This is a genomic window from Variovorax paradoxus (assembly GCF_040544635.1).
GTDB classification, from domain to species: domain Bacteria; phylum Pseudomonadota; class Gammaproteobacteria; order Burkholderiales; family Burkholderiaceae_C; genus Variovorax; species Variovorax paradoxus_R.
On record NZ_JBEPKJ010000017.1, the window covers coordinates 22,767 to 49,386 of the forward strand.

At 66.0% G+C, this 26,620-nt stretch carries 24 protein-coding genes and 2 riboswitches; of the genes, 13 read left to right on the top strand and 11 right to left on the bottom strand.

Going from position 1 to position 26,620, the window contains the following annotated elements; genetic code table 11:
- Both ABIC94_RS24425 and ABIC94_RS24430 read left to right on the top strand, forming a co-directional pair.
- Positions 1-1,263 (top strand): HAD family hydrolase, encoded by a 1,263-nt coding sequence (locus tag ABIC94_RS24425; protein ID WP_354375582.1) that lies wholly within the window; start codon positions 1-3, stop codon positions 1,261-1,263.
- 75 nt (positions 1,264-1,338) lie between these two features.
- Entirely contained in the window at positions 1,339-1,917 is a 579-nt protein-coding gene (locus ABIC94_RS24430) for a peroxidase-related enzyme (protein WP_307639356.1), read from the top strand.
- Positions 1,918-1,926: 9 nt separating this feature from the next.
- On the opposite strand, the gene ABIC94_RS24435 is transcribed toward ABIC94_RS24430, so the two are convergent.
- From ABIC94_RS24435 to ABIC94_RS24445, 3 genes are all read right to left on the bottom strand, one after another.
- Positions 1,927-3,678, bottom strand: a complete 1,752-nt coding sequence (locus ABIC94_RS24435) for a phosphoethanolamine transferase (protein WP_354375583.1) — start codon at positions 3,676-3,678, stop codon at positions 1,927-1,929.
- Positions 3,679-3,777: 99 nt separating this feature from the next.
- A complete protein-coding gene (locus ABIC94_RS24440; RefSeq protein WP_354375584.1) occupies positions 3,778-4,347 on the bottom strand; it encodes a phosphatase PAP2 family protein in 570 nt (189 codons plus the stop codon).
- Positions 4,334-5,059, bottom strand: a complete 726-nt coding sequence (locus ABIC94_RS24445) for a phosphatase PAP2 family protein (RefSeq protein ID WP_354375585.1) — start codon at positions 5,057-5,059, stop codon at positions 4,334-4,336. The genes ABIC94_RS24440 and ABIC94_RS24445 overlap by 14 nt, the downstream gene beginning before the upstream one ends.
- Before the next feature lie 146 nt (positions 5,060-5,205).
- Here ABIC94_RS24445 and ABIC94_RS24450 point away from each other — a divergent pair, with 146 nt between their 5' ends.
- Both ABIC94_RS24450 and ABIC94_RS24455 read left to right on the top strand, forming a co-directional pair.
- The gene (locus ABIC94_RS24450) at positions 5,206-5,880 is read left to right on the top strand and encodes a response regulator transcription factor (protein WP_354375586.1); all 675 of its coding nucleotides are present in this window, start codon (positions 5,206-5,208) and stop codon (positions 5,878-5,880) included.
- Positions 5,877-7,229, top strand: a complete 1,353-nt coding sequence (locus ABIC94_RS24455; protein ID WP_354375587.1) for a sensor histidine kinase — start codon at positions 5,877-5,879, stop codon at positions 7,227-7,229. Before ABIC94_RS24450 ends, ABIC94_RS24455 begins: the two co-directional genes overlap by 4 nt.
- Here ABIC94_RS24455 and ABIC94_RS24460 read toward each other — a convergent pair.
- From ABIC94_RS24460 to ABIC94_RS24475, 4 genes are read right to left on the bottom strand one after another with little or no spacing between them, the layout of a single operon-like run.
- On the bottom strand, positions 7,226-7,936 hold the full coding sequence (locus ABIC94_RS24460) for a M949_RS01915 family surface polysaccharide biosynthesis protein (protein ID WP_354375588.1): 711 nt from the start codon (positions 7,934-7,936) through the stop codon (positions 7,226-7,228). The two genes, ABIC94_RS24455 and ABIC94_RS24460, sit on opposite strands and share 4 nt — an antisense overlap.
- Before the next feature lie 6 nt (positions 7,937-7,942).
- Positions 7,943-8,365, bottom strand: a complete 423-nt coding sequence (locus tag ABIC94_RS24465; protein ID WP_354375589.1) for an acyl-CoA thioesterase — start codon at positions 8,363-8,365, stop codon at positions 7,943-7,945.
- Positions 8,362-9,249 (bottom strand): DMT family transporter, encoded by an 888-nt coding sequence (locus ABIC94_RS24470; RefSeq protein WP_354375687.1) that lies wholly within the window; start codon positions 9,247-9,249, stop codon positions 8,362-8,364. The genes ABIC94_RS24465 and ABIC94_RS24470 overlap by 4 nt, the downstream gene beginning before the upstream one ends.
- A gap of 20 nt (positions 9,250-9,269) precedes the next feature.
- A complete protein-coding gene (locus ABIC94_RS24475; protein ID WP_354375590.1) occupies positions 9,270-10,052 on the bottom strand; it encodes an SDR family oxidoreductase in 783 nt (260 codons plus the stop codon).
- A gap of 117 nt (positions 10,053-10,169) precedes the next feature.
- Between ABIC94_RS24475 and ABIC94_RS24480 the strand changes: the two genes are divergently transcribed.
- Positions 10,170-11,873: an electron transfer flavoprotein-ubiquinone oxidoreductase gene (locus tag ABIC94_RS24480; RefSeq protein ID WP_354375591.1), complete on the top strand. Its 1,704-nt coding sequence runs from the start codon at positions 10,170-10,172 to the stop codon at positions 11,871-11,873.
- Between the two features lie 163 nt (positions 11,874-12,036).
- Here the strand turns inward: ABIC94_RS24480 and ABIC94_RS24485 are convergent, their stop codons facing one another.
- From ABIC94_RS24485 to ABIC94_RS24500, 4 genes are all read right to left on the bottom strand, one after another.
- The gene (locus ABIC94_RS24485; RefSeq protein WP_354375592.1) at positions 12,037-15,693 is read right to left on the bottom strand and encodes a hydantoinase B/oxoprolinase family protein; all 3,657 of its coding nucleotides are present in this window, start codon (positions 15,691-15,693) and stop codon (positions 12,037-12,039) included.
- A 45-nt stretch (positions 15,694-15,738) separates the two neighbouring features.
- Positions 15,739-17,031, bottom strand: coding sequence for an MFS transporter (locus tag ABIC94_RS24490; protein WP_354375593.1), 1,293 nt, complete (start codon positions 17,029-17,031; stop codon positions 15,739-15,741).
- A 40-nt stretch (positions 17,032-17,071) separates the two neighbouring features.
- A complete protein-coding gene (locus ABIC94_RS24495) occupies positions 17,072-17,887 on the bottom strand; it encodes a putative hydro-lyase (protein WP_354375594.1) in 816 nt (271 codons plus the stop codon).
- Positions 17,888-17,978: 91 nt separating this feature from the next.
- Positions 17,979-18,884: a LysR family transcriptional regulator gene (locus ABIC94_RS24500; RefSeq protein WP_309952126.1), complete on the bottom strand. Its 906-nt coding sequence runs from the start codon at positions 18,882-18,884 to the stop codon at positions 17,979-17,981.
- A gap of 356 nt (positions 18,885-19,240) precedes the next feature.
- On the opposite strand from ABIC94_RS24500, the gene ABIC94_RS24505 reads away from it, so the two are divergent.
- From ABIC94_RS24505 to gcvH, 8 genes are all read left to right on the top strand, one after another.
- The gene (locus ABIC94_RS24505; protein ID WP_354375595.1) at positions 19,241-20,062 is read left to right on the top strand and encodes a DUF4189 domain-containing protein; all 822 of its coding nucleotides are present in this window, start codon (positions 19,241-19,243) and stop codon (positions 20,060-20,062) included.
- Positions 20,063-20,096: 34 nt separating this feature from the next.
- Positions 20,097-21,113 (top strand): D-erythronate dehydrogenase, encoded by a 1,017-nt coding sequence (denD, locus tag ABIC94_RS24510; protein ID WP_354375596.1) that lies wholly within the window; start codon positions 20,097-20,099, stop codon positions 21,111-21,113.
- Positions 21,114-21,185: 72 nt separating this feature from the next.
- The gene (locus ABIC94_RS24515; RefSeq protein WP_354375597.1) at positions 21,186-22,157 is read left to right on the top strand and encodes a TRAP transporter substrate-binding protein; all 972 of its coding nucleotides are present in this window, start codon (positions 21,186-21,188) and stop codon (positions 22,155-22,157) included.
- 88 nt (positions 22,158-22,245) lie between these two features.
- Positions 22,246-22,740: a TRAP transporter small permease gene (locus ABIC94_RS24520; RefSeq protein WP_021007960.1), complete on the top strand. Its 495-nt coding sequence runs from the start codon at positions 22,246-22,248 to the stop codon at positions 22,738-22,740.
- Positions 22,737-24,014, top strand: coding sequence for a TRAP transporter large permease (locus ABIC94_RS24525; RefSeq protein ID WP_354375598.1), 1,278 nt, complete (start codon positions 22,737-22,739; stop codon positions 24,012-24,014). Before ABIC94_RS24520 ends, ABIC94_RS24525 begins: the two co-directional genes overlap by 4 nt.
- 138 nt (positions 24,015-24,152) lie before the next feature.
- A complete protein-coding gene (locus tag ABIC94_RS24530) occupies positions 24,153-24,710 on the top strand; it encodes a hypothetical protein (RefSeq protein ID WP_354375599.1) in 558 nt (185 codons plus the stop codon).
- A 22-nt stretch (positions 24,711-24,732) separates the two neighbouring features.
- Positions 24,733-24,823, top strand: a riboswitch (glycine riboswitch).
- Between the two features lie 12 nt (positions 24,824-24,835).
- Positions 24,836-24,948: riboswitch (glycine riboswitch) on the top strand.
- Between the two features lie 45 nt (positions 24,949-24,993).
- Positions 24,994-26,166: a glycine cleavage system aminomethyltransferase GcvT gene (gcvT, locus tag ABIC94_RS24535; protein ID WP_354375600.1), complete on the top strand. Its 1,173-nt coding sequence runs from the start codon at positions 24,994-24,996 to the stop codon at positions 26,164-26,166.
- Positions 26,167-26,229: 63 nt separating this feature from the next.
- Positions 26,230-26,601 (top strand): glycine cleavage system protein GcvH, encoded by a 372-nt coding sequence (gcvH, locus tag ABIC94_RS24540; protein WP_354375601.1) that lies wholly within the window; start codon positions 26,230-26,232, stop codon positions 26,599-26,601.
- Positions 26,602-26,620 lie beyond the last annotated feature (19 nt).

Consider the following 26,620-nt stretch of genomic DNA (forward strand, 5'->3'; position numbering starts at 1 on the left):
ATGCAACGCCGCCTCGTCCTCCTCACCCCGCTCGCCACCGCGCTCGTCGCCACTGGTTGCGCCAGCCTCTCGCCCGCCAAGGGCCTTTCACCCGCCCACTGGGACACCTTCAACCGATCGCAGATCGAAGGCCTGATTGCCAGCCTCGGCAAGGAAAGCCCGGGCTACAACGCCGCCAGGCCGCCCTATGTGGTCTTCGACTGGGACAACACCAGCGTGTTCCTCGACATCGAGGAAGCCTCGCTGATCTACCAGCTCGAAAACCTCGTGTTCGGCGCCACGCCCGCGCAGCTGGAAGTGGCGCTGCGCAAGAACATCCCGAAGAAAGACTTTCTTCCCGCGCACAACAACGCGGCCGGCCAGCCGGTCAACATCGACCTCCTGGTGCCCGACATCGTGGCCAGCTACACCTGGCTCTACCAGAACTACAGCGGCCTCAAGGGCAACCAGCCGCTGGCCGCTGTGAAGCTGAGCCCGCACTACATCGCCTTCACCACCAAGGTGCGCTATCTCTACGAGGCCATCGGCGACACCTTCGACCACGACACGGCCTACCCTTGGGTGACCTACCTCTTCGCCGGCATGACCGAAGCGCAGGTGCGCAAGCTCACGGCCGACACGGTGGCCTGGCAACTGAAGGAGCCCGTGGCCAAGGTGAAATGGACTTCGCCCACGGCACTGCCGGGCCAGGCGGGCGTGGTTTCAGTCAGCTGGAAGAACGGGCTTCGGCTGCAGCCCGAGATGCAGGAGCTGTATGCCGCCTTCCGCAATGCGGGCTTCGATGTGTGGGTGTGCTCCGCGTCCTTCGTCGACGTGATCAAGGAGATTTCGTCGAACCCTGCCTTCGGCTACAACAACCCGCCCGAGCGCGTGCTTGCAATGGAGCTGGAACGCGATGCCAACGGCGTCATTCAGCCGGAGTTTCGCCGTGGCTACGACCAGACCCAAGGCAAGGGCAAGACAAAGAACATCCAGCGCTTTCTGGTCAGCAAGTATGGCTACGGCCCGTGCTTCATTGCCGGCGACAGCGAAGGCGACCAGAACATGATGGCCGACTTCGCCGACACGAGGAAGGTGCTCATCGTGAACCGCCTGCGCGACCCGAAGACCGACATCGGCAAGTTCTCGGCCATGGCCGTACGGAACTACGGCAAGCCGGACACCCGCTACCTGCTGCAAGGCCGTGACGACAACACGGGCCAGTGGGTGGCTTCGCAGTTGCACACGCCGCTGGGTGCCACGCAAGGCAAGGCGCTGAAGTAGCGCGCGGGGCGGCGGGCGGTAGCTGCTCATGAGGGACTTGCCTATGATCCTGGCATTGCCCCCAGGAGACAAGACATGGCCGACCGCTACCCTCTCGCCGAGCTGAAAGACCTGCCGGAAGACATCCGCACCGCGATTCTTGCGGTGCAGGAAAAGGCCGGCTTCGTGCCCAACGTTTTCCTCGCACTGGCGCGCCGGCCGGCCGAGTGGCGCGCCTTCTTCGCGTACCACGACGCGCTGATGCTGAAGGAAGAAGGTTCGCTCACCAAGGGCGACCGCGAGATGATCGTCACGACCACCAGCGCGGCCAACCAGTGCCTCTACTGCGTAGTGGCGCATGGCGCGCTGCTTCGCATCTACGAGAAGAAGCCGCTGGTGGCCGACCAGGTGGCGGTGAACTACCGCAAGGCCGACATCACGCCGCGTCAGCGCGCCATGCTCGACTTTGCAATGAAGGTCTGCGAGCGCTCGCACGAAATCGACGATACCGACTTCACCGCGTTGCATGCCCATGGCTTCGACGATGAAGACATCTGGGACATCGCCTCCATTACCGCCTTCTTCGGCCTGAGCAACCGGCTTGCGAGCTTCAGCGGCATGCAGCCCAACCCCGAGTTCTTCCTGATGGGGCGGCTGCCGCGCGAGAAGAAATAGCGCGATCCTTCAAGCCTTGTTTCGGCAGGACGCGAGCGCGTCCAAGGCGGGCTTGTAGGTGGCGTTGCTCACGTCCAGCAACCCGAGCACGGTGTGATAGAGGTTGTCGTGGGTCAGCGGCGTATCGAGCCCCGCTTCCATGCACGGGCGCGAGAGCCTGCGGCGCTCGCTCATGCCCTCGCTGAACCAGGTGACCATGGGCACGTGCTTCTGCGCCTCCGGCGCAAAGCTGTACGGCACGCCGTGCAGGAACAGGCCGTACTCGCCGAGCGATTCGCCGTGGTCGCTTACGTAGAGCAACGCCGGGTCGTACCGCCCCGATTGCGCCTTGAGCCAGTCGATGGTCTGGCCCAAAAAGTGGTCGGTCTGGGCAATCGAGTTGTCGTAAACATTCTCCAGCTCCGCATGGCCGCACTCGGCGAGCGCGTTGGTCTTGCACTCGGGCAGGAAGCGCTTCACTTCCGGTGCCGAACGCTTGTAGTAGGCAGGCCCGTGGCTGCCCATCTGGTGCATGACAAGCACCACGCCCTTTGCACGGCGCTCGGCCGGCAGCGCGGCGATGCGTGCGTCGAGCCCCTTGAGCATCACGTCGTCCAGGCACTCCTCTCCGTCGCACAGCGCGGTTTTCTGTGCCGGTGAAAGGCTGTCGAAGGCGGAGGCGTTCGGAATGCGCGTGCAGACGTCCTTGCAGCCGGCCTGGTTGTCGAGCCACAGCACGGCCAGGCCGGCGGCTTGCAGCACGTCGACCAGGTTCTCGTAGTCGTCCTTGCGCGATTCGTAGCCCTGCTTGCCCAATGGCGAGAACATGCACGGCACCGAAGCCAGCGTGTTGGTACCGCACGAATGCACATCGTGGTAGCTCAGCACGCCCCGCGCGGCCAGTTCGGGCGTGGTGTCGCGCGCATAGCCGTTCAGGCCGAAGTGGTCGGCCCGGGCCGTCTCGCCGACCACCAGCACGAACATCGGCGGCCGGGCTTGCCCCGCATAGCTCGCGCCCAATGCCGTACCGGCAGTGATGGGAATCAGCTTGCGGCTGCGCTTGAACATCGGCTTGATGACCACCGAGCCGGCCGAATAGAGGCTCGCCACCGGATTCATCATGTAGCGCAGGTGAACGTTGTTGCGCATGAGCGGCGCAAGCTGCCGGTTCATCGACACGGCCGCCACCAATGCCACCGCCACCGCCAGCACAAGCAGCGCCGCGTTGCGCCAGAGCTTGGCAACGAAGCGCATCGGCACGATGCGCGCGCGCCAGAGCGCCAGCGCGGGAAGCAGCACAACCAGCAGCACATGGAAGGCCATGCGCCAGCTCATCAGGTCGCGCGCCTCGTTCGGGTCGGTCTGCAGCACGTTGGCGATCATGGTCGGGTCCATCACCACGCGGTACTCGAGCATGTAGTGCTGAACGAATGCGGCCAGCAGCACCACCGCGAACCACAGCGGCTTCATCCAGCGCGACCATGCGGTGAAGGACAGTAGCGCCACCGTGGCGCACACCACGAGCACCGCCATGGCCGCGGTCGTGGGCAGGTAGGCGCTGGGTGCGCCGCCGATGCGCGTCAGCTCGTCCCACAGCGGCCAGTTGGCGGCCGCGGCGAGGTAGATGGCGAGCCACACGACCACCTGCTGCACCGAGCGCGGCCGCGTGAGCCACAGGTCGACGCGCGCCCACAGCGCGTGCGCAAACGCCAGGTACGGCGCACCGGTTTCTGGCAACCCCATGCCCCGCACGGGCGCGGGCTCGATTCGCGAAAAAGACATGCACCGACTGTAGGAAGCGCAACTGAAGCCAGCCTGAATTGCGCGTTCAGCCGACGTTCAGAATCGGACTCAGGCTCAGGCTCAGGCTCAGGCTCAGGCTCAGGCTCGGGCTCGTCTCGCTCTCAGCCTGGGCCGCATGTAGGCCCTGAGCGCCAGGTTCAGCGGCCGGCTGACGCGGCGCTCCACCACGATCGACACCAGAGCGGCCAGCATCGCACCGACGATCACGTCGAGCGGAAAGTGCAGGCCCAGGAACACGCGGCTCCATCCGACCACGGCAGCCACCGCCAGCGCCGCGAGCATGGGCGCGCGCCACGGCAGGCACCACAGGGCAAACGCCGCAGCGAAAGTGCCCGCGGCATGCAGGCTCGGAAAACCCGGCCGCGCGCCCTGCGGGGCCCACTGGATTCCCAGCCCGTAGAACGCGGGGCGCTGAAACGGCAGGGCCGAGCGGAACAGGTTCACGAGAAGCCAGACCGCCAGCACGCTGACCAGCGCGGTGAAGAAGGCATAGCGCAGGCGCCGGTCGAGCGCTGCGCCGCCCATGATCGCGACGGCCAGCAAGGTCGGCAGCACATCGGAGGCAAAGCGCGCGAAATGAATGCACCACGCCGGCGCCGCAGCGCCCGCATTCATCAGCTCGAACAGGGCGACATCAAGGGCCTGCATGCAAAACGGCAGGTTCGGCTGCGGACAATCGGGAGACGCGGGGCGCGGCAATCAGTTCGATGGCGAAGCCGACCACCCAGCAGATCCACGCCGTCCACAGCGTGTGGCTCATGTAGTGCGCGCCCCGCAGTTGCTGCGACACGCCCAGCAGCAAGCCGGCGACCAGCGACACCGCCAGCCAGATGGCTGCCGCGCGCGGCGACACCCGGCGCAGCACGAAATAGCCGCCCGCGTAGGCAAAGGCGGCGGAGGCGTGGCCGGCCGGAAAACATCCGCCCGGGCCGCCGTCGTACACCTTCCACGCCCAGTGCGACACGTGGTTTGCCGCGCCGCCGAATTCTTTCAGATCCCACGGGCAGCTGGTGTGGCTCGCATGCTTGAGAAGGCTGATCGCGATGACCGAGAGCAGTACCGTAAAGGCCAATTGCGCGCGGGCGCGAACGGGCAGCCGCCGCAGAACGCCCAGCGGCCAGCGGATGCCGGTGAACAGCGCAATCACGAACACCCAGCTCAGGTTCTTCGCGCTTTCATGCATCACGCGAACAAGAAAAGCGTTGTCGCGCCACGGAAATCCCATGGGCGTTCCTGCGAGGCGCGCCAGCGCGATGTCGCCGCCGGTGGCGTCCCATGCCAGCAGCAAGGCCAGTGCAAGGAGGGTCAGCCCTCCCAGGCGAAGATTCGAGGGATTCGGAAGATTCGGAACACGCGTCATGAGCAGAGAAACCAGCAAGCCTTGAAACCCTTCCAGCCTACGTTCGTGGCCTGAACCGATCCTGAAGCGGCCTGAACGGGAACTGACATCGCCCGGCCACGCCACGGTCGGCGCTAGACTTCGTTTTTTTGAAAGATGACCCTCGCGTGCGCATATTGCTCGTCGAAGATGACAGTGCGTTGGCAGACGCCGTCTGCAGCTACCTGCGTGCGAAAGCGTTCGTGGTCGACGTGGCGCCCAGCCTCGCCGAAGCGCGCGGCGCACTGCTTTCGGTGCAATACGCCGCCGTGCTGCTCGACCTGCACCTGGGCGACGGCGACGGCCTTTCGCTGTTGCCGCAGGTGCGCGCGCTGCGCGAGCCGCCCATCGTCATCGTGCTGACCGCGCGCGACCAGGTAACCGACCGCATCCGCGGGCTCGATGCCGGCGCGGACGACTACCTCATCAAGCCCTACGACCCGGCCGAGCTGCTGGCGCGGCTGCGCGCGGTCGAGCGGAGGCGCAGCGCCGGCAGTTCACCGGTGCTGCATCTGGGCACGCTGGAAATAGATTTGGCGCAAGACCGGGTCCGCAAGGACGGGAACCCGGTCGTGCTGACCCAGAAAGAATGGGCCCTGCTGCGCGTGATGGCCACGCGGCCCGAACGCATTCACACCCGCGAGAACCTTGCCGATGCACTCTACGGCTTCGGCGACGAAGCCGACAGCAACACGCTCGAGGTGTTCATCAGCCGGCTGCGGCGCAAGCTGGGCAAGAGCCACATCCAGACACTGCGCGGCCTCGGCTATCGCCTGTCGACCTCGGCAGACGACGACGAATGAACGCGGGACTTTCCAAAAACGGCCGCGACACGCTGGCCGGCCGACTGACTCGCACCTTGATTGTCTGGGTCGGCGGCGTGTGGATGCTTTGCGTGCTGGCCGTGGTCTGGTATGTGGACCGCGAGATCAACCACAACTTCGACAACGAACTGGTCGAGGTGTCGCACCGCATGTTCGACATGGCGGTGCAGGAGCTCGACAAACTGCAGCAGGCGGGCACTCCCGCGGAAACGCCGATGATCGCGCCGAAGCAATTGTTTTCGGAAGACGCCGTGAAATACCAGGTCGTGGACATCCACGAGCACGTGTTGCTGCGGTCGGCCGAGGCGCCCACCGGCGCCTTCGATGTTCCGCTTGCCTCCGGCTTTGCAAACAACCAGACCTGGCGCATCTATACCGTGCGGCATCCCACGCGCGGACTCTATTTCCAGGTGGCCGACCCGCTCGATGAGCGGCGCACCGCGCTGAACCGCACGCTTTTCGGCCTGATCATTCCGCTCGGCGCCGTGCTGCCGCTGCTGGCGCTGGTGCTGCGCAACGTGGCACGCACCGAGTTGCGCGTGCTGCAGCAGCTTGCGGGCGAAATCGAGAAGCGCAGCGGCTCCGACCTGCGGCCCATTACCTTGCCCGGCCTGCCGCGGGAACTGCGCTCGGTGGGCGACCACGTCAACAGCCTTCTGGAGCGCCTGTCGCATTCGCTCGATGTCGAGCGCGCCCTCGCCGCCAACGCGGCCCACGAGTTGCGAACACCCTTGGCCGCTGCACGGCTGCGCCTGCAGACCGCGCTCGAGCACGATCTGCAGCGCAACGATGTGCAGGCCGCGCTCGACGCGCTGCAGATGCTCAGCCACCGCACCGAAAAGCTGCTGCAGCTGTCGCGGGCCGAGTCGGGCGCATCGCTCGCGCGTTCGCGGGTCGACCTGGTCCAGCTCGCCGGCGCGGTGGTGCAGGAGTTCTGGAACGATCCGCAAATGGACGAGCGGCTGGCGCTCAAGCTGCCCGACAGCGCGGCCCCCGTGGCCGTCGGCGATGTCGATGCGCTGGCAATCGCGCTGCGCAACCTGGTGGAGAACGCCCTGCGCTACAGCGGCAATGGCCGCGTGGTGGTGGAGGTGATGGCGCCCTGCACGCTCGCGGTGCGCGACTCCGGCCCCGGCGTGAGCCCGATGCAGCTCGCCACGCTGCAGCAGCGCCATGTGCGGCACAGCTCCGACCGTGCGGGCTACGGGCTGGGCCTGTCGATCGTGGGCACCATTGTCGAGAAGCACAACGCGAAGCTCGAACTGGCATCGCCGCCGGCAGGCGCCGCCAGCGGTTTCGAGGCCCGCATCGTCCTGCAGCCGGCCTAGCGGGCCCGCGCCTTCTTCGGCATGAAGCCATTGGAGTTGTCGAAGCCGAACTGGCCGGCGCTGTACATGGCGGCCATCTTCCTGACCAGGTGCTGGCGCACGGGCTTGGGCAGGGCAAAGAAGTCCGCGTTGGCCCTTGTGCTGCGCTGGCCGTCCAGGATACCGGTGATGGCGTGTACCACCACCTTCCGGCCCTGGTGGAATGCGATGATCTTGATACCGCCCGAAAAGTCGTCGCTGTCGAAACCGTCCTTGTCGTCCGGGGCGAAGAAGCGGTAGACCAGGATGGGCTCGATCAGCCCGTCCGCATCGAGATCGGCGAACTCGAAGAGCTTCGACCTGAAGTTGATGCCGGCATCTTCTTTGCCGGCGAAGTCGCGAATCGACCATTGGCGCGTCAGCACGTTGTCGCCCCCCACCCTGAAAAGCGTGGCCTGGATGACGGAGGACAGCGTCTCGTCGGCGAACGGCAAGTCCTGCTTCTCGGAAAGCACCAACGCGTAGCTGCCGGACTTGTCGGTGTAGCAGTAGCGCTTGAACACCGGGAGCTCCACACCGGCTTTCTTCACCGCATCGGCGTTCAGGAACGGCGCATTGGCCGGGCATGCGTGCTTCTCGGCCTTTGTCTGGGCATGGCTCGCGACGGTGAACAGCGCGAATGCGGTAAAGGCGGCAAAGCCGGCAGGCACCGGCATCTTTCGCTTCATCGCGCCCTACTCGCTCACCACCGCGCGCAGCCAGTCGGGCAAGGGCAGCGCCTTCTGCTTCGGAAAGTCGACCCAGATCGTGGTCGCCCCGCCCGCGGCGCAGATCACGTCGGGCGCCTCGGCGCGCGCCATGGTGGCCCAGCTCTCGAAAGTGGTGCGGGCCGGGTCGCTCACGTACATCTTCAGCAGCACGTCGCCGGGATATTCGATCTGGCGGTAGAAATTGCAGAATGCATTGACGATCACCATGCCTTCGCCGCCCGGCCCGGGCTCGATGCCGAGCGAACGTATCCAGTCGATGCGCGCGGTTTCCAGGTAGCGAAAGTAGGTGCCATTGTTCAGGTGCCCCATGGCGTCCATGTCGCCCCAGCGGATAGGAATCGACATCTCGAACACGAACTTTTTCTTTTCGGGGATTTCGATTCTCATCGGTGAGCCTTGATGGATGCGAGGATGCCAAGAACGAACAACAGCGCAGCCACCAACTCGGTGGCCTGCGGCCAGCGGCCGTCCCAAAGAAAGGAATAGAACAAGGCGAACAAGGTCTCGCTCACGATCAGCTGGCCGCAAAGGCTGGCCGAAAGGCGCTGGCTCGCAATGTTCCAGAGAATGGTGGCGAGCCAGGAAGAACCGAAGCCGCCCGCCAACGCGATCCAGATGAAGAGCATGCCGTCAGGCTGCGCGCGAAGCGTGGCGACGTCGTTGCCGGCCACCACCCACAGCAGCAAGGCACCTACGCCGGTCGCAATGCCGAGCCAGTTGGCCCAGTCGGTGGCGTTGAGCTCGGTATGGCGCTGCAACCACGCGGCGTTGAGAAGGCCGTACACCGTCCAGCTCGCCATTGCGCACAGCGCCAATGCAATGCCCCAGCCGAAGCGAGCGCCGTCGCCGGCCGTGTCGTGCTGCGCCGACCAGGCGCCGTAGACCATGAGCGCAATGCCGGCGCCCGTGAGCACCAGGCCCGGCAACAACGCCCGCGTGCGCAGCCCCGCGGGCCGGCCGAGCAGCATCATCCAGACCGGAATGGTGCCGATGATGAGGCTGGGCACCTCGGTGCCCGCCGCCTCGATGCCGAAAGCCAGCAGCAAGTAGTAGCCGCTGAACCCCAGCACGCTGAGCCCCAGTGCCGCCAGCGCCTGCCGCTTGTCGGGCCAGCGCAGCGCGGCGGGCCGCGTGAACACTGCCAACCCCGAGATGGCGCCGAACACCGCGAAGCGCGCGGCCGTGATGTCGACCATGCCGAAGTGGCCGACCATGCGCGGCGCGACGAACACCAGGCCCCAGAGCGCGCCCGCGCCCAACCCGGCAGCAATGCCGACCCACGCCCGCGGAGTCAGAGCGCGAACCCGTCGTCGGCGGCAATGACCGCGCCGTTCACGAAATGGCTCTGGCCGCTGGCCAGCAGCACGATCAGGCCGTCCAGGTCTTCGGGCTTGCCCACGCGCTTGCGCGGCAACATGTTCATCAGCTTGGCACCGACTTCGGAGGCCCAGTGGTCTTCGTTGAGCTCGGTCGCGATGTAGCCGGGGCACAGCGCGTTCACGTTGATGCCGAAGCGGCCCCACTCGAGCGCCATGGCCTTGGTCATCTGCACCACCGCGGCCTTGCTCATGCAGTAGGCGCCGATCTGCGGCAGCACCTTGAGCGCCGCCACCGAGGCGATGTTGATGATGCGCCCGCCGATGTAGGTGCCCGGCGCCGAACCATCGGCGCGCGCCAGCATGCGCTTGCCCACTTCCTGCGCGACGAAGAAGGAGCCCTTCACATTGGTGTCGAAGATGTAGTCGTAGTCGTCGGGCGTCACGTCCGAAAGGCGCTGCGTGGTGCTGACGCCCGAGTTGTTGACCAGGATGTCGATGGCGCCCACCTCGGTTTCGGCGCGCGCCACGGCGGCCTTGATGCTGCCGATGTCGGTCACGTCGAGCTCGACCACATGGGCGTCGCCGCCCTCGCCCTCGATGCGCGCCCGCAGCTCCTTCAATTTCTCGACCCGGCGGCCCGCGAGCACCACCGCGGCGCCGGCGCGCGCCAGTGTCTTGGCAAACTGCGCGCCCAGCCCGCTGGAAGCGCCGGTGACGAAGGCCACGCGGCCCGAAAGATCGATGCTGTAAGCCATGGAAGAGGGTCCTGTTGAATCGTTGCCGAGTCTCCGAGGTGACGCCCCGCACTCCACATAAAATGTTTCGCGCCCCCGAAGCGTCCGAGCCTCAAATCATTATCGACGAGACCCCACATGACCCACGACGAAATCCTCGCCCAGTTCGGCCCCCGCGAATCCATGGAATACGACGTGGTCGTCGTCGGCGGCGGACCGGCCGGCCTCTCGACCGCCATCCGGCTCAAGCAGCTGGCCGCCCAGCATGAGAAGGAAATCTCGGTCGTGGTGCTCGAAAAAGGCTCCGAGCCCGGCGCGCACATCCTCTCGGGCGCCATCATGGACCCGCGCGCCCTCAACGAGCTGCTGCCCGACTGGGAAGAGTCGGGCGCACCGCTGAACCAGCCCGTGACGGACGACGCCATGGTGTTCCTGGGCGAAAAGTCGGGCCTGCGCACGCCCAGCATGTTCCTGCCGGCCTGCTTCCAGAACCACGGCAACTACATCATCAGCCTGGGGGCCTTCACCAAATGGCTGGCGCAGCAGGCCGAAAACCTGGGCGTGGAGATCTTCCCGGGCTTCCCGGCGGCCGAAGTGCTCTACAACGAGAACGGCTCGGTACGCGGCGTGGCCACCGGCAACCTGGGCGTGGGCAAGGACGGCGAACCCACCGAGAACTTCCAGCTGGGCATGGAGCTGCTGGGCAAATACACGGTGTTTGCCGAAGGCGCGCGCGGCCACCTCGGCCGCCAGCTCATCGCCAGGTTCAAGCTCGACGAGGGCAAGGACCCGCAGACCTACGGCCTGGGCGTGAAGGAAGTGTGGGAAATCGACCCCAAGCGCCACCAGCCCGGCTTCGTGCTGCACACCGCCGGCTGGCCGATGAAGAGCGACACCTACGGCGGCGCTTTCCTCTATCACATGGAGGACAACAAGGTTACCTTGGGCTTCATCACGGGCCTGGACTACAGCAACCCCTACCTGAGCCCGTTCGAGGAAATGCAGCGCTGGAAGCTGCACCCCAACATCCGCTGGTATCTCGAAGGCGACGAGGCCAAGGGCATCAAGCCCGCCAAGCGCATCGGCTACGGCGCGCGCGCCATCACGGCTGGCGGCCTGATGTCTTTGCCCAAGACGGTGTTTCCCGGCGGCGCGCTGGTCGGCTGCGAGGCCGGCTACCTCAACGTGAGCCGCATCAAGGGCAGCCACGCGGCCATCAAGACCGGCATGCTGGCCGCCGAAGCCGCCTTCGACGCCGTGCAGGCCGGCCGCCAGCACGACGAACTCACGGCCTACCCGGCCGCGTTCGAGAAGAGCTGGCTCTACACCGAGCTGAAGAAGGCGCGCAACTTCAAGGCCTGGTTCAAGAAGGGCCTGGGCATTGCCACCTTCATGAACGGTATCGAGCAATGGCTGCTCAAGGGCAACATCCCCTGGACCCTGCACCGTAACAAGCCCGACCACCTGTATCTGAAGCCGGCGGCAGAGTGCAAGCCCATCGTCTACCCGAAGCCGGACGGCAAGCTCACCTTCGACCGGCTCTCGAGCGTGTTCATCAGCAACACCAACCACGAGGAGCAGCAGCCGGCCCACCTGACGCTCAAGGATGCGTCGGTGCCGGTGAACATCAACCTCTCGAAGTTCGCGGGCCCCGAAAGCCGCTACTGCCCGGCCGGCGTGTACGAGTTCGTGCCCGATGAAGCCAACTCCGGCAAGGAGCGCCTGCAGATCAATGCGCAGAACTGCGTGCACTGCAAGACCTGCGACATCAAGGACCCGACGCAGAACATCGTGTGGGTCACGCCTGAAGGGGGCGGCGGACCTAATTACGTGGGGATGTAACTGCTCGGCTGTCGTTGTATTCGGCGCTCTTGTTCAGGGCGCGTGCAAAGGCCACCGGGTACTCCCCTCCGCGAATGTCCCCCGCCTTCGGCTCCTCCTTTATTTCGCTGCGGGGAGCACCCGATGCCCTGTGCACTGGGGCACGCTGCTATTGATCCTGCGATCAACTACCGCTTTCGCCCCAACCGCCCCCGCCAGGCGTCTCGACCACGAAAACGTCCCCTGGCGCCATCTCCACTTGGCCGATGTGGTCAAGCGTCTCGACTGTCCCATCGGCCCGTTCGACGCGGTTGATACCAAGCGCGCCGGCCTCGCCACCCGCCCCGCCGAACGCTCCGTGGAGTCGGCCGTTGCTGAGGATCGACGCCGTCATCGGCGCCAGGAAGCGCACGCGCCGCACGCCGCCGTCGCCGCCGCGCCAGCGCCCTGCCCCGCCTGAGCCGGTGCGCAGGCGGTAGCTGTCGAGCCGCACCGGGTAGCGGAACTCCAGCACCTCGGGGTCGGTGAGCCGCGAGTTGGTCATGTGGGTCTGCACCACGCTCGTGCCGTCGAAACCCGGGCCCGCGCCCGAGCCGCCCGAAATGGTTTCGTAGTACTGGTGCTCGCCGTCGCCGAAGGTGAAGTTGTTCATGGTGCACTGGCTCGCGGCCATGACGTCGAGCGCACCGTAGAGCGCATTGGTCACGCAGCTCGATGTTTCGACGTTGCCCGCCACCACCGCCGCCGGCGGCAGCGGATTCAACATGCAGCCGTCCGGCACGATCACCTCGATGGGCTTCAGGCAGCCCGCGTTGAGCGGAATGTCGTCGTCCACCAGCGTGCGGAACACGTACAGCACGGCCGCCATGGTGATGGCGCGCGGCGCGTTGAAGTTGTTGGCCAGTTGCGCGCTGGTGCCGGTGAAGTCCACCGTGGCCGAGCGCGCGACGGCATCGACCTTCACTCGCACGCAAACCTGCGCGCCATTGTCCAGCGGCAGCGTGAACTCGCCGTTCTTCAACGCCGTGATGACGCGGCGCACCGACTCCTCGGCGTTGTCCTGCACGTGGCCCATGTAGGCCGCCACGGTCTCGCGGCCGAACTGCGCCACCATGGCCTGCAGCTCCTGCACGCCCTTCTCGTTGGCGGCAATCTGTGCGTGCAGGTCGGCCAGGTTCTGCTCGATGTTGCGCGACGGATGGGCTCCGCCGCCCAGCAGGGCGCGCAGTTCGGCCTCGCGCAGGCGGCCGCCCTCCACCAGCTTGAAGTTGTCGATCAGCACGCCCTCGTCGCCGATGGTGGTCGAGAACGGCGGCATCGAGCCCGGCGTGATGCCACCCACGTCGGCATGATGCCCGCGCGAAGCCACATAGAACGAAGGCCGCGCATCGCCCGTCTCCAGGTACACCGGCGTGACCACCGTGATGTCGGGCAAGTGGGTGCCGCCGTGGTACGGGTCGTTCAGCACGAAGACATCGCCGGGTTTCATGCCCGGGTTGCCGTCGATCACGGTCTTGATCGATTCGCTCATCGAGCCCAGGTGCACCGGCATGTGCGGCGCATTGGCGATCAGACTGCCCTGCACGTCGAACAGCGCGCAAGAAAAGTCGAGCCGCTCCTTGATGTTGACCGAGTAGGCCGTGTTCTGCAGCCGCAGGCCCATCTGCTCGGCAATGTTCATGAAGAGGTTGTTGAACACCTCGAGCATCACCGGGTCGGCGCTGGTGCCCATGGCCCGCGTGGCCACGCGCGGCCGCACGCGGTGCAGCTCGATGCCGGCGGCGGTGGCGCACGCCTGCCAGCCCGGCTCGATCACCGTGGTGGCGTTGCGGCCCGCGAGGATGGCGGGGCCGTCGATGGCCGCGCCGGGCTTCAGGGCCGCCTCGTCGAACAGCGCGGCGTCGCGCCAGCCGGCAGCTTTCTCGTCGGCCTCGCAGTACATCCGCACGGCGGCCAGCGGCTCGGGTGCATGGGAGGCAACGTCAGTCTGCGCGGCCAGCGGCGCGGCGCGCTCACCGGCACCCACGGCTTCGACCGTCACAGCCTCGATCACCAGCGCCCGCTCCGCCATCAGGAAGGCGAAGCGGCGGCGATAGCCGGCTTCGAACTCCTCGCGCATCGCGGCGATGGCTTCGTCGGCCGAACCCGCCATGGGCAGCGCGCAGGCCAGCGCGGTGTCGGTACCTTCGTAGCGCAGCTGCACGCGGTGCACCGCGGCAATGGCCGCATCCGCCACGCCCTGCTCGCGCAGCTCTCCTTTCGCCTGGGCCGCCAGAGCGCCTGCCGCATCGCGCGCCGCTGCCAGCCCCTGTGCATCGAGCTGGCGCTCCAGTGCCAGCTCGCGCATGGCCAGCTGGTCAGCCAGCCCCATGCCGAAGGCCGAGAGCACGCCCGCCAGCGGATGCAGGTAGACGCTGCGCATGCCCAATGCATCGGCCACCAGGCACGCATGCTGCCCGCCGGCACCGCCGAAGCACTGCAGCGTGTACTGCGTGACGTCGTAGCCGCGCGCCACCGAAATGCGCTTGATGGCATTGGCCATGCTGGCCACGGCGATGCGCAGTGCGCCGCTCGCCACCTCTTCCGCGCTCACGGCGCGGCCCGTGGCCTCCGACATGCGGCGCGCCATCGCGTCGAAGCCGCTCCTTGCCGCTGCCAGGTCGAGCGGCTCATCGGCGCTGGACCCGAACACATGCGGGAAGTGCGAAGGCTGGATCTTGCCGAGCAGCACGTTCGCGTCGGTGGTGGTGAGCGGTCCGCCGCGCCGGTAGCTGGCTGGCCCGGGGTTGGCGCCGGCCGACTCCGGCCCTACGCGCAGCCGCGCGCCGTCGAAGGCGATGACCGAGCCGCCGCCCGCTGCCACCGTGTGAATGCTCATCATCGGCGCGCGCATGCGCACGCCGGCTACCTGGGTTTCGAAGGAGCGCTCGAACTCGCCGGCATAGTGCGATACGTCCGTGGAAGTGCCGCCCATGTCGAAACCGATCACGCGCGCATGGCCGGCGTCGAGCGCGGTGCGCACCATGCCGACAATGCCGCCCGCCGGGCCGGAAAGAATCGCGTCCTTGCCCTGGAAGCGGTCGGCCTGCGTGAGCCCGCCCGAACTCTGCATGAAGAAGAGCGGCACGCCCGGCATCTGCCGCGACACCTGCTCCACGTAGCGCCGAAGGATCGGGCTCAGGTAGGCATCGACCACCGTGGTGTCGCCGCGCGGCACCAGCTTCATGAGCGGGCTGGTCTTGTGCGACACCGATACCTGCGTGAAACCGATGGCCCGCGCGATGCGCTCGGCCGCGAGCTCGTGCGCGGTATAGCGCCAGCCGTGCATGAAGACGATGGCGCAGGCGCGCAGCCCGGCATCGAAGGCCTCTTGCAGTGCGGCGCATAGCGCTTCTTCGTCCAGCAGTTGCACGACACCGCCCTGTGCGTCCATGCGTTCGTCCGCCTCGATCACGCGCTGGTAGAGCAGTTCGGGCAGCACGATGCGACGATCGAACAACCGCGGCCGCGCCTGCGTGGCGATGCGCAGCGCATCGCGAAAACCCGCCGTGGTCACCAGCACCGTGGGCTCGCCCTTGCGCTCCAGCAGTGCATTGGTAGCCACCGTGGTGCCCATCTTCACGCACTCGACGCGCTCCGGGGTGACGGCCTCGCCGGGCTTGAGCTTCAGCAGCCGGCGGATGCCTTCGACGGCGGCATCCTTGTATTGCTCGGGGTTCTCGGACAGCAGCTTGAGCGTGTGCAGGCCGCCCTCGGGGTCGCGGCCGACCAGGTCGGTGAATGTGCCGCCGCGGTCGATCCAGAACTGCCAGCGGGACGGGAGAAAGGAATGCGTGGTCATGAAAAAAGAGTCTTCGCGAGAAAGAGAAAGAGAAAGAGGTTCGGATCAGTTCTGGCGCAGATCGCGTCCGCGCGTCTCTGGAAGACAGAGGGCCACCACGACCACCATGGCGTAAGCCACCGCGGCACATACGCCGATGGAGGTGCCCAGCGAAAAATGCATGCGGTCGCTCAGCACGCCGACCAGCGCTGGAAAAGTGGCACCGATACCGCGCCCGAAGTTGTAGCAAAAGCCCTGCCCGGAGCCGCGCAGTTCATTGGGAAAAAGCTCCGACAAAAAGGCGCCCGCGCCGCTGAAGATGCCCGACATGAAGAAACCGAGCGGAAAGCCGAGCAGCAGCATCAGGCCGTCGGTAATCGGCAGCAGCGTGTAGGCGTAGACCAGCGAGCCCGCTCCAATCGCAAACAGGATGAACGCGCGGCGGCGGCCAAGCCGGTCAGACAGATAGGCCCCGCACAGGTAGCCGACGAAGGCCCCGACGATGAACATGAACTGGTAGCCACCCGAGCCCAGCACCGTGAGATGGCGTTCGTTCTTCAAAAAGGTGGGCAGCCAGACGCCGATGGCGTAGTAGCCACCCTGCATGCCCGTGAACAGCAGGCTCGCGAGCACCGTGGTGCGCAGCATGCCGGGCTTGAAGATCGCAAGGAAGTTACCGCTGCGCTCGCCGCGTTCCACGGCAGCGCGGCTTTGCACATAGATCTCCGGGTCGCGAATCGAACGGCGGATGAACACGATCAGCACCGCCGGCAGCAGGCCGAGCATGAACATCACGCGCCACGAATACTCCGGCGGCAAGAACGAAAACAGCGCCATCGACACCAGCACCGCCGCCCCCCATCCAACAGCCCAGCTGCTTTGCACCAGCCCCACCGCCTTGCCCCGGTAGGCGGGTCGGATCATCTCTGCGATGAGCACCGAGCCCACGGCCCATTCGCCACCGAAGCCCAGGCCCTGCAGCGTGCGGGCGATCAGCAGTTGCTCGGGCGTTTGCGCCAGGCCGCAGGCAAACGTGAAGATCGCGAACACCAGGATGGTGAGCTGCAAAATGCGCACGCGGCCGTACCTGTCGGCCAGGATGCCGGCACCCCAACCACCGATGGCCGAAGCCACCAGCGTGGCGGTGCCGATCAGCCCCACTTCGGTCTTGCTCATGCCCCACAGCGACAGCAGGATGGGCGTGACCAGCGGCAGCGTGTAGTAGTCGAACGCATCGACCGCATAGCCGCTGAACGATGCGGTGAGCGTGCGTTTCTCGTTCGGGTTGAGTGTGCGCAGCCAGCTGCCTTTGGCCTGCGCGTCGTCGCCCGCTTGCGCGGCATCGAGGGTGGTTTTCATGGTTTGTCTCCTGGTTTAAGAATGGTGCGGAAGGCGGCGGCTAGAACGCGGCCAGGCGGTGATGCAGCAGGTCGGTCACGAGCATCGAGCCCGGCGCATGGGTGATGGCGAACGGCAGCCTGGCGGCGGCCAGCGCGGCCTGGGGCGTGACGCCGCAGGCCCAGAACACGGGCAGCTCGTCGGGCATGACCTCGACCGCGTCGCCGTAGTCCGGGTCGGCAATCGACCGGATGCCGATCAGCGCCGGATCGCCGATGTGCACCGGCGCGCCGTGCACGGCCGGAAAGCGCGAGGTGATCTGCACCGCGCGAATCGCATCGGCCGCGCGCAACGGACGCATCGACACCACCATCGGGCCATGGAAAGGGCCGGCCGGCACGGTGGCCACCGAGGTGCGGTACATCGCCACGTTGCGGCCTTGCTCCACGTGGCGCAGCACGATGCCCTCGGCCATCAGCGCGTGTTCGAAAGTGAAGGAGCAGCCGATGACGAAGCTCACCATGTCGTCGCTCCACAGGGCGCGAACATCGGTGGGCTCGTCCACCAGCTCGCCGTTTCGCCACACGCGGTAGCGCGGCAGGTCGGTGCGGATGTCGATGTCTTCGCCGAGCGCCGGCAACGCCGGGTCACCGGCTTCCGACACGCCGAGCAACGGACACGGCTTGGGGTTGGCCTGGCAAAAGCGCAGGAAGTCGGCGGCGTGCGCCTTGGGCAGGATGACCAGGTTGCCCTGCACATGAGCACTGGCCAGTCCGCTGGTGTGGGCGGCCAGCGAGCCGCTGCGGCAGGCCTGACGCACGGCCGGCGCGCTGCTCGCCGCGCCGGGTTGTTCTACGAAGGATTGGCGGTTCGACATTTGGCGTTTTCGATGCCCGATGCATCGCTGTGGTGTGATGCGACGGATTGTGGGAATCCGCGCTCACGAACGCCAACGCAAAGTTTCTCGCTCAGCTCATCGATTTTTTCGATGACCCCATGCGGTGCGAAGCGTGCACCACGGCGGAGCCCAGCGCGGCCTCCGGCAGCGGCGACGACGGATCGTCGCGGTAGCTCGCGTAGATGGGCAACGGCTCCAGCGTGTCGTCGCAGGGCAGCACGCGCAGCGGCAGGCGCCGCGCCAGCGGCTCGACTACGGCGCGGGGCAAGGTGGCCACGCCGAAGCCCGCCTCCACCAGCTGCGCCATCGCCGAGATCGACGAGATCGCATGCACGCGCGGCGGCGGACTGCCGGCGTCGCGAAACAGCTCGAGCAGCGCCACGTGCGGCTGCGAACCGCGCTGAAAGGTCAGCAGGTCGAGCGAGAGCAGGTCCGGCAGGCGATAGCGCCGCTTCAGGTGCAGCTCGCGGTGGCCGACGAAGCACATGGGCATCGGCGGCACGGCGCGGGTGCGCACGCCGTCGCCGGCCGCCGGCAGTGCGGCAAACACCAGGTCCTGCTTGCCGCGCTGCAGCTGGTCGACCAGCACCGGTGTGGTTTCGACGGTGAGCTCCAGTTCGAAGTCCGGATGCGTCGCCTGCATGTGCTTGAGCCAGCCGGTGAGCCAGCTGTGCACCACCGACTCGATGGCGCCAACGCGCAGCACGGCCTCGCGCACAGCGCCCGAGCCCATCTCGGCCTTGATGTGCATCTGCATTTCGAGCAGCTTCTGCGCGAAGGCGTGAAAGCGCTGCCCCGCCACCGTGAGGCGGAACTGCTTGTCGCGCCGGTCGAGCAGCAGCACGCCCAGCTCGCGCTCGAGCGCCGCGATGCGGCTGGAAAGCGCCGATTGCGTAAGGTGCAGCTTCTCGGCCGCACGGGTGACGCTCTTGAGCGCCACGGCCCAGTGAAAGGCTTCAACGAATCGCAGGTTCATCGTTTTCCGATCGTCCGGTTTCTTTCTTGATTGCGCGAGCCGCGAGTGTCGCTTGTGCCGGCGATGTGGACCATGAGGCTGCGCAATGCGCCAGTGTCGAAAGTCACTTGGCCGGCAAGCCGCGCCTCAAGCCGTGAAACATCTCACAGGACCGAGGAGAGTCCGCAGCGAGCGCGAATCCCGGCGCCCCTGCGCTCGCGTTCGACGTACCCTTGAGAAGGGCGACTCGGTGAAGAGCATCGCTGGCAACGGGAAAAATACGGAGGATCAAATGAGGAAAAGCATAGTGCGGGCACTGGCCCTCGTCGGGCTGGGCATGCTCGGGCTGGGCGAAACCGCGTGGGCGCAATGCGCGAGTGGATATTTCTGGGACATTCCCAGCCAGCGCTGCGTTTTCGACGCCATCGCCGAATCCCATCGCGCCGCGACCGCAGCGGCGGCAGGCAGCGCGCCGGTCGCGGGAGTCGATTGCCTGGGGCGCGATCGCAATCGATGCGAACCACACGGTAACTGGCGAATCCGTGCGGCGAGGCAGCAAGCAGGCGGCCGAGGCTGACGCGCTCGAAGATTGTGGCCGCGCCGATTGCGCGATCGTGACCAGCTTCGAAGATCAGTGCGCGTCGGTCGCGCTGGCATCCGACCGCCAGATCGGGATCGGCCTTGCCAATTCAGCCGAAGACGCGGCGCGCAAGGCAATGGCGGAATGCAACGCGAAATCTTCCCAAATGTGCGCGCTCTCGAACTTGCCGAGCTGCACCGGCTTCGATCAACCAGCCACGCCGAACTACATCCCCGTCACGCGCATGGCGGAGGCGTGGAAGCTGGCAGCGCGCGTCGATACCCGCCAATACTGGGGTGCGCAGGCGAGCAACGGCAAAGTCTTCAAGAGCGCGATCGATCACAAGAACCAGGCCAGCGCGGAGCAGGCCGCGATCACGGCCTGCGGGGCTGCGGACTGCAAGGTTCTGGTTGCCTTCGAGAATAGCTGCGCAGCCACGGCGACCTATAAGATTCCCGATGGCCACGTGATCGTCGCAATGGCAACCGACCGCCACCCGTATACCGTGCAGGGCAAGGCATTGAAGGAGTGCAGCAAGACCGGAAAACCCTGCGGCATCGCTGAACTGAGTTGCACCGGGCGGGAATATCGCGAGCCAAAGGAGAAGGCGGGGAAGTAACTGCTCGACAACGCATCGATAGAAGGAGACAACCATGCAAATCGTCATTACCGGCGGTGCCGGCTTCCTGGGCGCACGTCTTGCCCGCACGCTGCTGAAGCAAGGGCAGCTTTCGCTTGGCGGTGCGCCGGCCCGTGACATTTCCCGCATCACGCTGGTCGACCGTGCCGCGCCGCCGGCCGATCTGGCGGCCGACGCGCGCATTGCCACGGCACTCGGCGACCTGAACGAGCAACTGGCCTCGCCTGGCGCAGCGCTCTGGCGCGAAGCGGATGCCATCTTTCACCTGGCCGCCGCGGTCAGCGGCGAATGCGAGGCCGATTTCGATCTTGGCATGCGCAGCAACTTCGCCGCCACGCACGCGCTGCTCGAGAAGGCGCGTGCCGTCGGCACCCGGCCGATGGTGGTGTTTGCCAGCTCGCTCGCGGTGTTCGGCGATTCGCCCGAGCAGCCGCTGCCGCCGGTGATCGAAGACCACACGCTGCCCACGCCGCAAACCAGCTACGGCATCCAAAAATTCATCGGCGAACAACTGGTGGCCGACTACACGCGCAAGGGCTTCATCCGCGGGCGCAGCGTGCGCCTGATGACGGTGAGCGTGCGCCCCGGCCGGCCCAACGGCGCGGCATCGGGGTTTTTCAGCGGCATGATCCGCGAACCGCTCGCGGGCCTTCGCGCCGCCTGCCCGGTGCCGGATGAAACACCCGTCGCCATTGCATCGCCGGCGCGCACGGTCGAAGGCATCATCCGCGCGGCGGAAGCAAGCGACGCCGAATGGGGCCCGCGCACGGCCCTGAACCTGCCCTCTCTTTCCACCACGGTGGGCGAAATGGCCGCCGCGCTCGAACGCGTGGCCGGCAAGGCAGCCACCGATCTGCTTGACCGCACACCCGACCCGGCCATCCAGCGCATCGTAAAAACCTGGCCCGGCCGCATCGAAACCGCCCGCGCCAAACGCCTGGGGCTTTCGGCGGACGCCGATTTCGAAGTCGTTATTCGTGATTACGTCCGTGAAAATCCCGACGCGGTGAAGCTTCCCGTTACGGCATAGTCAGCGGCTGCCCGCGGAGTTTTGTTTCTTTCCCCCTCTTCTTCGCGACTTCTTTTCTCTGGAGACAACACAATGAAATTGACCCGACTGGCCGCCGGCCTGGTTCTGGGCATGGGCATGGCTTGCGCCGCCTTCGCGCAAACCACCATGAAAATCAGCATTTCGACCGCGCAGAACTCCCACCAGGGCGTCGCGATCGACGTCTTTGCAAAGGAAGTCGAGAAGCGCACCGGGGGCCGCTACAAGGTCCAGACCTTCTACAGCGGTGCGCTGGGCGGCGAGCGCGAGTCGATCGAGGCCGTGCAGCTCGGCACCCAGGAACTGGCGCTCTCCTCGACCGGGCCAGTGCCCAACTTCGTGCCTGAGACCAAAATTCTCGACGTGCCCTTCCTGTTCCGCGACAAGGCCCACGCGCGCGCCGTGCTCGACGGCCCCATCGGCCAGGACCTGCTGACCAAGTTCGATGCCAAGGGTTTCAAGGCACTGGCCTGGGCCGAGAACGGCTTCCGCCACATGACCAATAGCAAGCGCGACGTGAAGGCGCCGGAAGACCTCAAGGGGCTGAAGATGCGCACCATGGAAAACCCGGTGCACATCGCGGCTTACAAGACCTTCGGCATCGTCACCACGCCGATGGCCTTCCCTGAAGTGTTCACCGCCTTGCAGCAGGGCACGGTCGACGGCCAGGAAAACCCGCTGTCGGTCATCATCGCGGCCAAGTTCGACCAGGTGCAAAAGCACCTGTCGCTCACGGGCCACGTCTATTCGCCGTGCATCTTCCTGATGAACAAGGCGACGTTCGACAAGCTGAGCGCGGCCGACAAGCAGGCCTTCCTCGAGGCCGCGAAAGAAGGCACCAAAGCCAACCGCGCGCGGGTGGACGAAGACGATGCCAAGGGCGTGGCCGACCTGCGCGCCAAGGGCATGACGGTGATCGACAACGTCGACAAGACCAAGTTCGTTGCCGCGCTGGCGCCAGTGAACGCCCAGTTCGAAAAGGACTTCGGCAAGGCCAACCTCGACAAGATCCGCGACTTCAAGTGATTTCCGGGATGCTATCTTCCCGATAGCATCGAGCGCCCGCTCAGCTCCGTCTGGCGGGCTTTTTTGTTTTTCAACATCACGACTGCAGATGAAAGAAAAATTTCTTGGCATCGAGCGCTGGACCACCGGCTTTTCGATGATCGCCGCCTGCGTGATGCTGGTCATCGCCTCCGGGTTGGGCGTGTTCCAGATCGTCACGCGTTTCGTGCTCGAGCAACCCGCCGAATGGAGCGAGATCCTGATCCGCATGAGCCTGATCTGGATGGTGTTCCTCGGCATTCCAATGGCCTTTCGCCAAGGCGCGATGGTGAGCGTGGATGTGCTCTACCGCTGGAGTCCGCCGCGCATCAAGCGCGTGCTCGACGCCGTGGTCAGCATTGCGGCCCTGGCGTTGATGCTGGTCATTCTCTGGTGGGGCTGGGACTACGCGATGCGCGGCCGCGTGCAGTCGATGGCCGGGCTCGAAAGCCTGTCGATGATGTGGTCGTACCTGGCGCTGCCGGTCGGTTCCGTTTTCTGCCTTTTTGGCATTGTTGGTAATTTTCTCGATCCCAAGCGGCTCGAACTGGAGACCGCGCAATGACGCCCGTGATGGTTGCAACGATGGTGCTGTGTTTTGCACTGTCGGTTTCGGTGGCGGTGTCCATCGGGCTCGCGTCGATCCTGGGTATCCAGGTGGCCAACGTCAACATGTTGATCTCCGTGAAGGAGATGTTCAATTCGATCAACAAGTTTCCGCTGGCGGCGATTCCGTTCTTCATCCTGGCCGGCAATTTGATGGAAACCGGCGGCATTTCGCGCCGGCTGGTCGAATTTGCCAAGAGCATCGTGGGCGGCGTGCAAGGCGGCCTGCCCATGACCTGCGTGCTCACCTGCATGATCTTCGCGGCGGTGTCGGGCTCGTCGGTGGCCACCACCTTTGCCATCGGCGCCATCCTGATTCCGGCGCTCATCAAGCACGGCTACCCCACCGCGTACGCGGCGGCGCTGCAGGCCACGAGCGCCGAGTTGGGCGTGATCATCCCGCCCTCCATTCCGATGATTCTGTACGGCGTGAGCGCCGAGGTGTCCATCGGCGAGCTCTTCATTGCGGGCTTCGGCCCCGGCATTCTCATCAGCCTGGCGCTGATGCTGTTCGTCTGGGTCTACTGCAAGTGGAGGGGCTGGGGCAAGAACGACGGCGACGGCCGCATGTCTTTCGGCAAGGCGACCTGGCAGGCCGGTTGGGCGCTGCTGATGCCCGTCATCATCCTGGGCGGCATCTACGGCGGCATCTTCACGCCCACCGAGGCTTCGGCGGTGGCGGTGTTCTATGCGCTGGTGGTCGGCATGGTGATCTACCGCGAGATCAAGCCGAAGGACCTGTTCCTCATCCTGCGAAAGTCGGTGCTGTCGTCGGCGGTGATCATGTTCATCATCGCCAACGCGGGCCTCTTCGCGTTCCTGATCACGCGCGCGGGCGTGCCCGACGCGATCGGCCACTGGCTGCAAGAGGTGCTGAAGTCGCCGGCCATGTTCCTTTTGGGCGTGAACGCGGCGCTCTTCATCATCGGCATGTTCATCGAGACCAGCGCGGCCATCATCGTGCTCGCGCCCATCCTGGCGCCGGTGGCGGTGCACTTCGGCATCGACCCGGTGCATTTCGGGCTGATCATGGTGGTGAACCTCGCGCTCGGCATGATCACCCCACCCTTCGGCGTGAACCTGTTCGCGGCCTGCACGGTGGCGCGCATTTCGCTCGACCGGATCGTGACGTACCTGGTGCCTTTCGTGCTCGTGATCCTGGCCTGCCTGATGGTGATTACCTACGTGCCGTGGGTATCGCTCGCGCTGCGCGACCTGGTGTACGCCAAGTAGACAGGGCACGGGAAAGAAAAAAGCAGCCTTCGCGGGCTGCTTTTTTTTGCGTGGCGACCCGTGTAAGACAAACGTTTCACGAAGATGTCACCGCTTGCAACGATGCTGCAGCCCTCGATTCCCGAAAGCTGTGGCGCCATGTTTCCCACCAAGACCGACAAGGCACGCGACGAACTCCAGGCCGGCCAGCGCACGCTGAGCCAGCGCGAACGCGCACTGCTGCTGATGGCCGACGGCCGGCGTTCGCTGACCGACTTCAGCCCGCTGTTCGCGAGCCGCGATGAAGCCGAACAGACGCTGCGGGCGCTGATGAACCGCGGCTATCTGCACGACGCGCAAGCAGCCGCGCCGGGTGCCGTCGTACCGGGCCCCTCTTACTCGACGCCCCCGATGCAGCCCGCGGCCGAGCCCATTCGCGTAACGACCTCGACCGACAACTTCGACGGCAAGCGCTCCCTCGCCACCACGCGCATGTTCCTGTTCGACATCTGCGAGCGCATGTTCGTGCGGCGTGACCCCAAGTTCGCAGTGCAGATGCGCGATGCGCTGCGGGAAGCCCGCGACCGCGACGCCATGCTGACGATTGCCGCGCTGATGCTCACCGAAGTCGAAAAAGCCGCAGGCGCCGAGCGGGCCGAATCGCTGCGCGAGCGTATCGAAAGGTTGCTGCCGCCCGCTTCGGAAACCGTGCACTGAGGCCTTCCGCGATCCACTACACTTCGAAGGGTCAGGAGAGAGCTTCGCCACGCGAGGCCGCCGAAGGCGCAGGGGTTCCCCGAACGCTCAGGCAAAAGGACTGACAAGGCGCTGGCGCATGCCGGCGTTTCCTTGCTGGAGAGAGGCCGTTGCATCATCAACCATGCGGCGGCCCACCGAAGGAGCAAACCCCGATCGTGGGGCGAATCTCTCAGGTAAAGCGGACAGCAGGGGTGGCCCATGGCTTGCGCCATGGAATTCGACTGCCCCTTTGGAGTGCCCCGTGGCCGCTTCCGCTTCATCCGACGCCCAACTTCTCAAGACGCCGCTCCACGACCTGCATGTGGAACTGGGCGCCCGCATGGTGCCTTTTGCCGGCTACTCCATGCCGGTGCAGTACCCCGCCGGGCTCATGGCCGAGCACAAGCACACGCGCGATGCGGCCGGCCTGTTCGACATTTCCCACATGGGCCAACTGCGCCTGGTGGGGCCCGACGCCGCCGCAGCCTTCGAAACCCTGATGCCGGTCGACGTGATCGACCTGGCGCCGGGCAAGCAGCGCTACGGCCTGTTGTTGAACGACGAAGGCGGCATCCTCGACGACCTGATGTTCTTCAACGAAGGCCGCGGTTCGATCTTCGTGATCGTGAACGGCGCCTGCAAGGTGGCCGACCTTGCCCATGTCCAGCAGAAGATCGGTGCGCGATGCGACGTGCAGCCCATGCCCGAGCACGCACTGCTCGCGCTGCAGGGGCCACAGGCGGTTGCCGCGCTGGCGCGCCTGTCGCCCGGCATCGAGCGCTTTGTGTTCATGACCGGTGGCGCGGTGCAGATCGGCGGCATTCCGGCCTTCGTCACGCGCAGCGGCTACACGGGCGAAGACGGCTTCGAGATTTCGGTCGCCGGCAAGGATGCCGAGGCCCTCGCCCGCCTGCTGCTGGCCCAACCCGAGGTCAAGCCCATCGGCCTGGGCGCGCGCAATTCGCTGCGGCTTGAAGCCGGGCTCTGCCTTTACGGCAACGACATCGACACCACGACCACGCCGGTCGAGGCTTCGCTCAACTGGGCGATCCAGAAAGTGCGCCGCGCCGGCGGTGCGCGCGAAGGCGGTTTTCCGGGTGCGGCCAAGGTGCTGGCGCAACTGGCCGCCGCCACGGCGGGCGCCGCGGGCCGTACCGACCACGACACGCTGAAGCGCAAGCGCGTTGGCCTCGTGGCGCTGGAACGCATTCCGGTACGCGACGGCACCGTGCTGCAGTCTTTCGAAGGCCAGGATATCGGCATCGTGACCAGCGGCCTGCTCGGCCCGACGGCCGACCGCCCCATTGCCATGGGCTACGTGGCCACCGCATTCTCGGAGCCCGGCACGCGCGTGCAGGCCATCGTGCGCGGCAAGCCCGTAGCGATGGAAGTCTCGACCCTGCCTTTCGTGCCCACCCGCTACTACCGCGGCTGACCCCGCCCGAGGCGGCTAGGCTCTGCACCCTGATCCATTTTTTCCACGAGGAGTTTTTTCACCATGAGCATCAAGTACACCAAGGACCACGAATGGGTCTCGGCCGAAGGCAATGCGGCCACCGTCGGCATTACCGTGCACGCGCAGGACGCGCTGGGCGACGTGGTCTTTGTCGACCTGCCCGAAGTCGGCAAGACCTTTGCCCAGGGTGAAGTGGCCGGTGTTGTCGAATCGGTCAAGGCCGCGGCCGATGTGTTCATGCCCGTGTCGGGCGAGATCACCGAAGTGAACGAAGCACTGCGCGCCGACCCGTCGCTCGCCAACACCGATCCGCTGGCCGCGGGCTGGTTCTTCAAGGTCAAGCTCAGCGAGCCGGCGCAGCTCGACGCCCTGCTCGACGCCGCCACCTACGACAAGTTCGCCGCCGAATCCTGATCCGCTGAGCCTTCCGTCA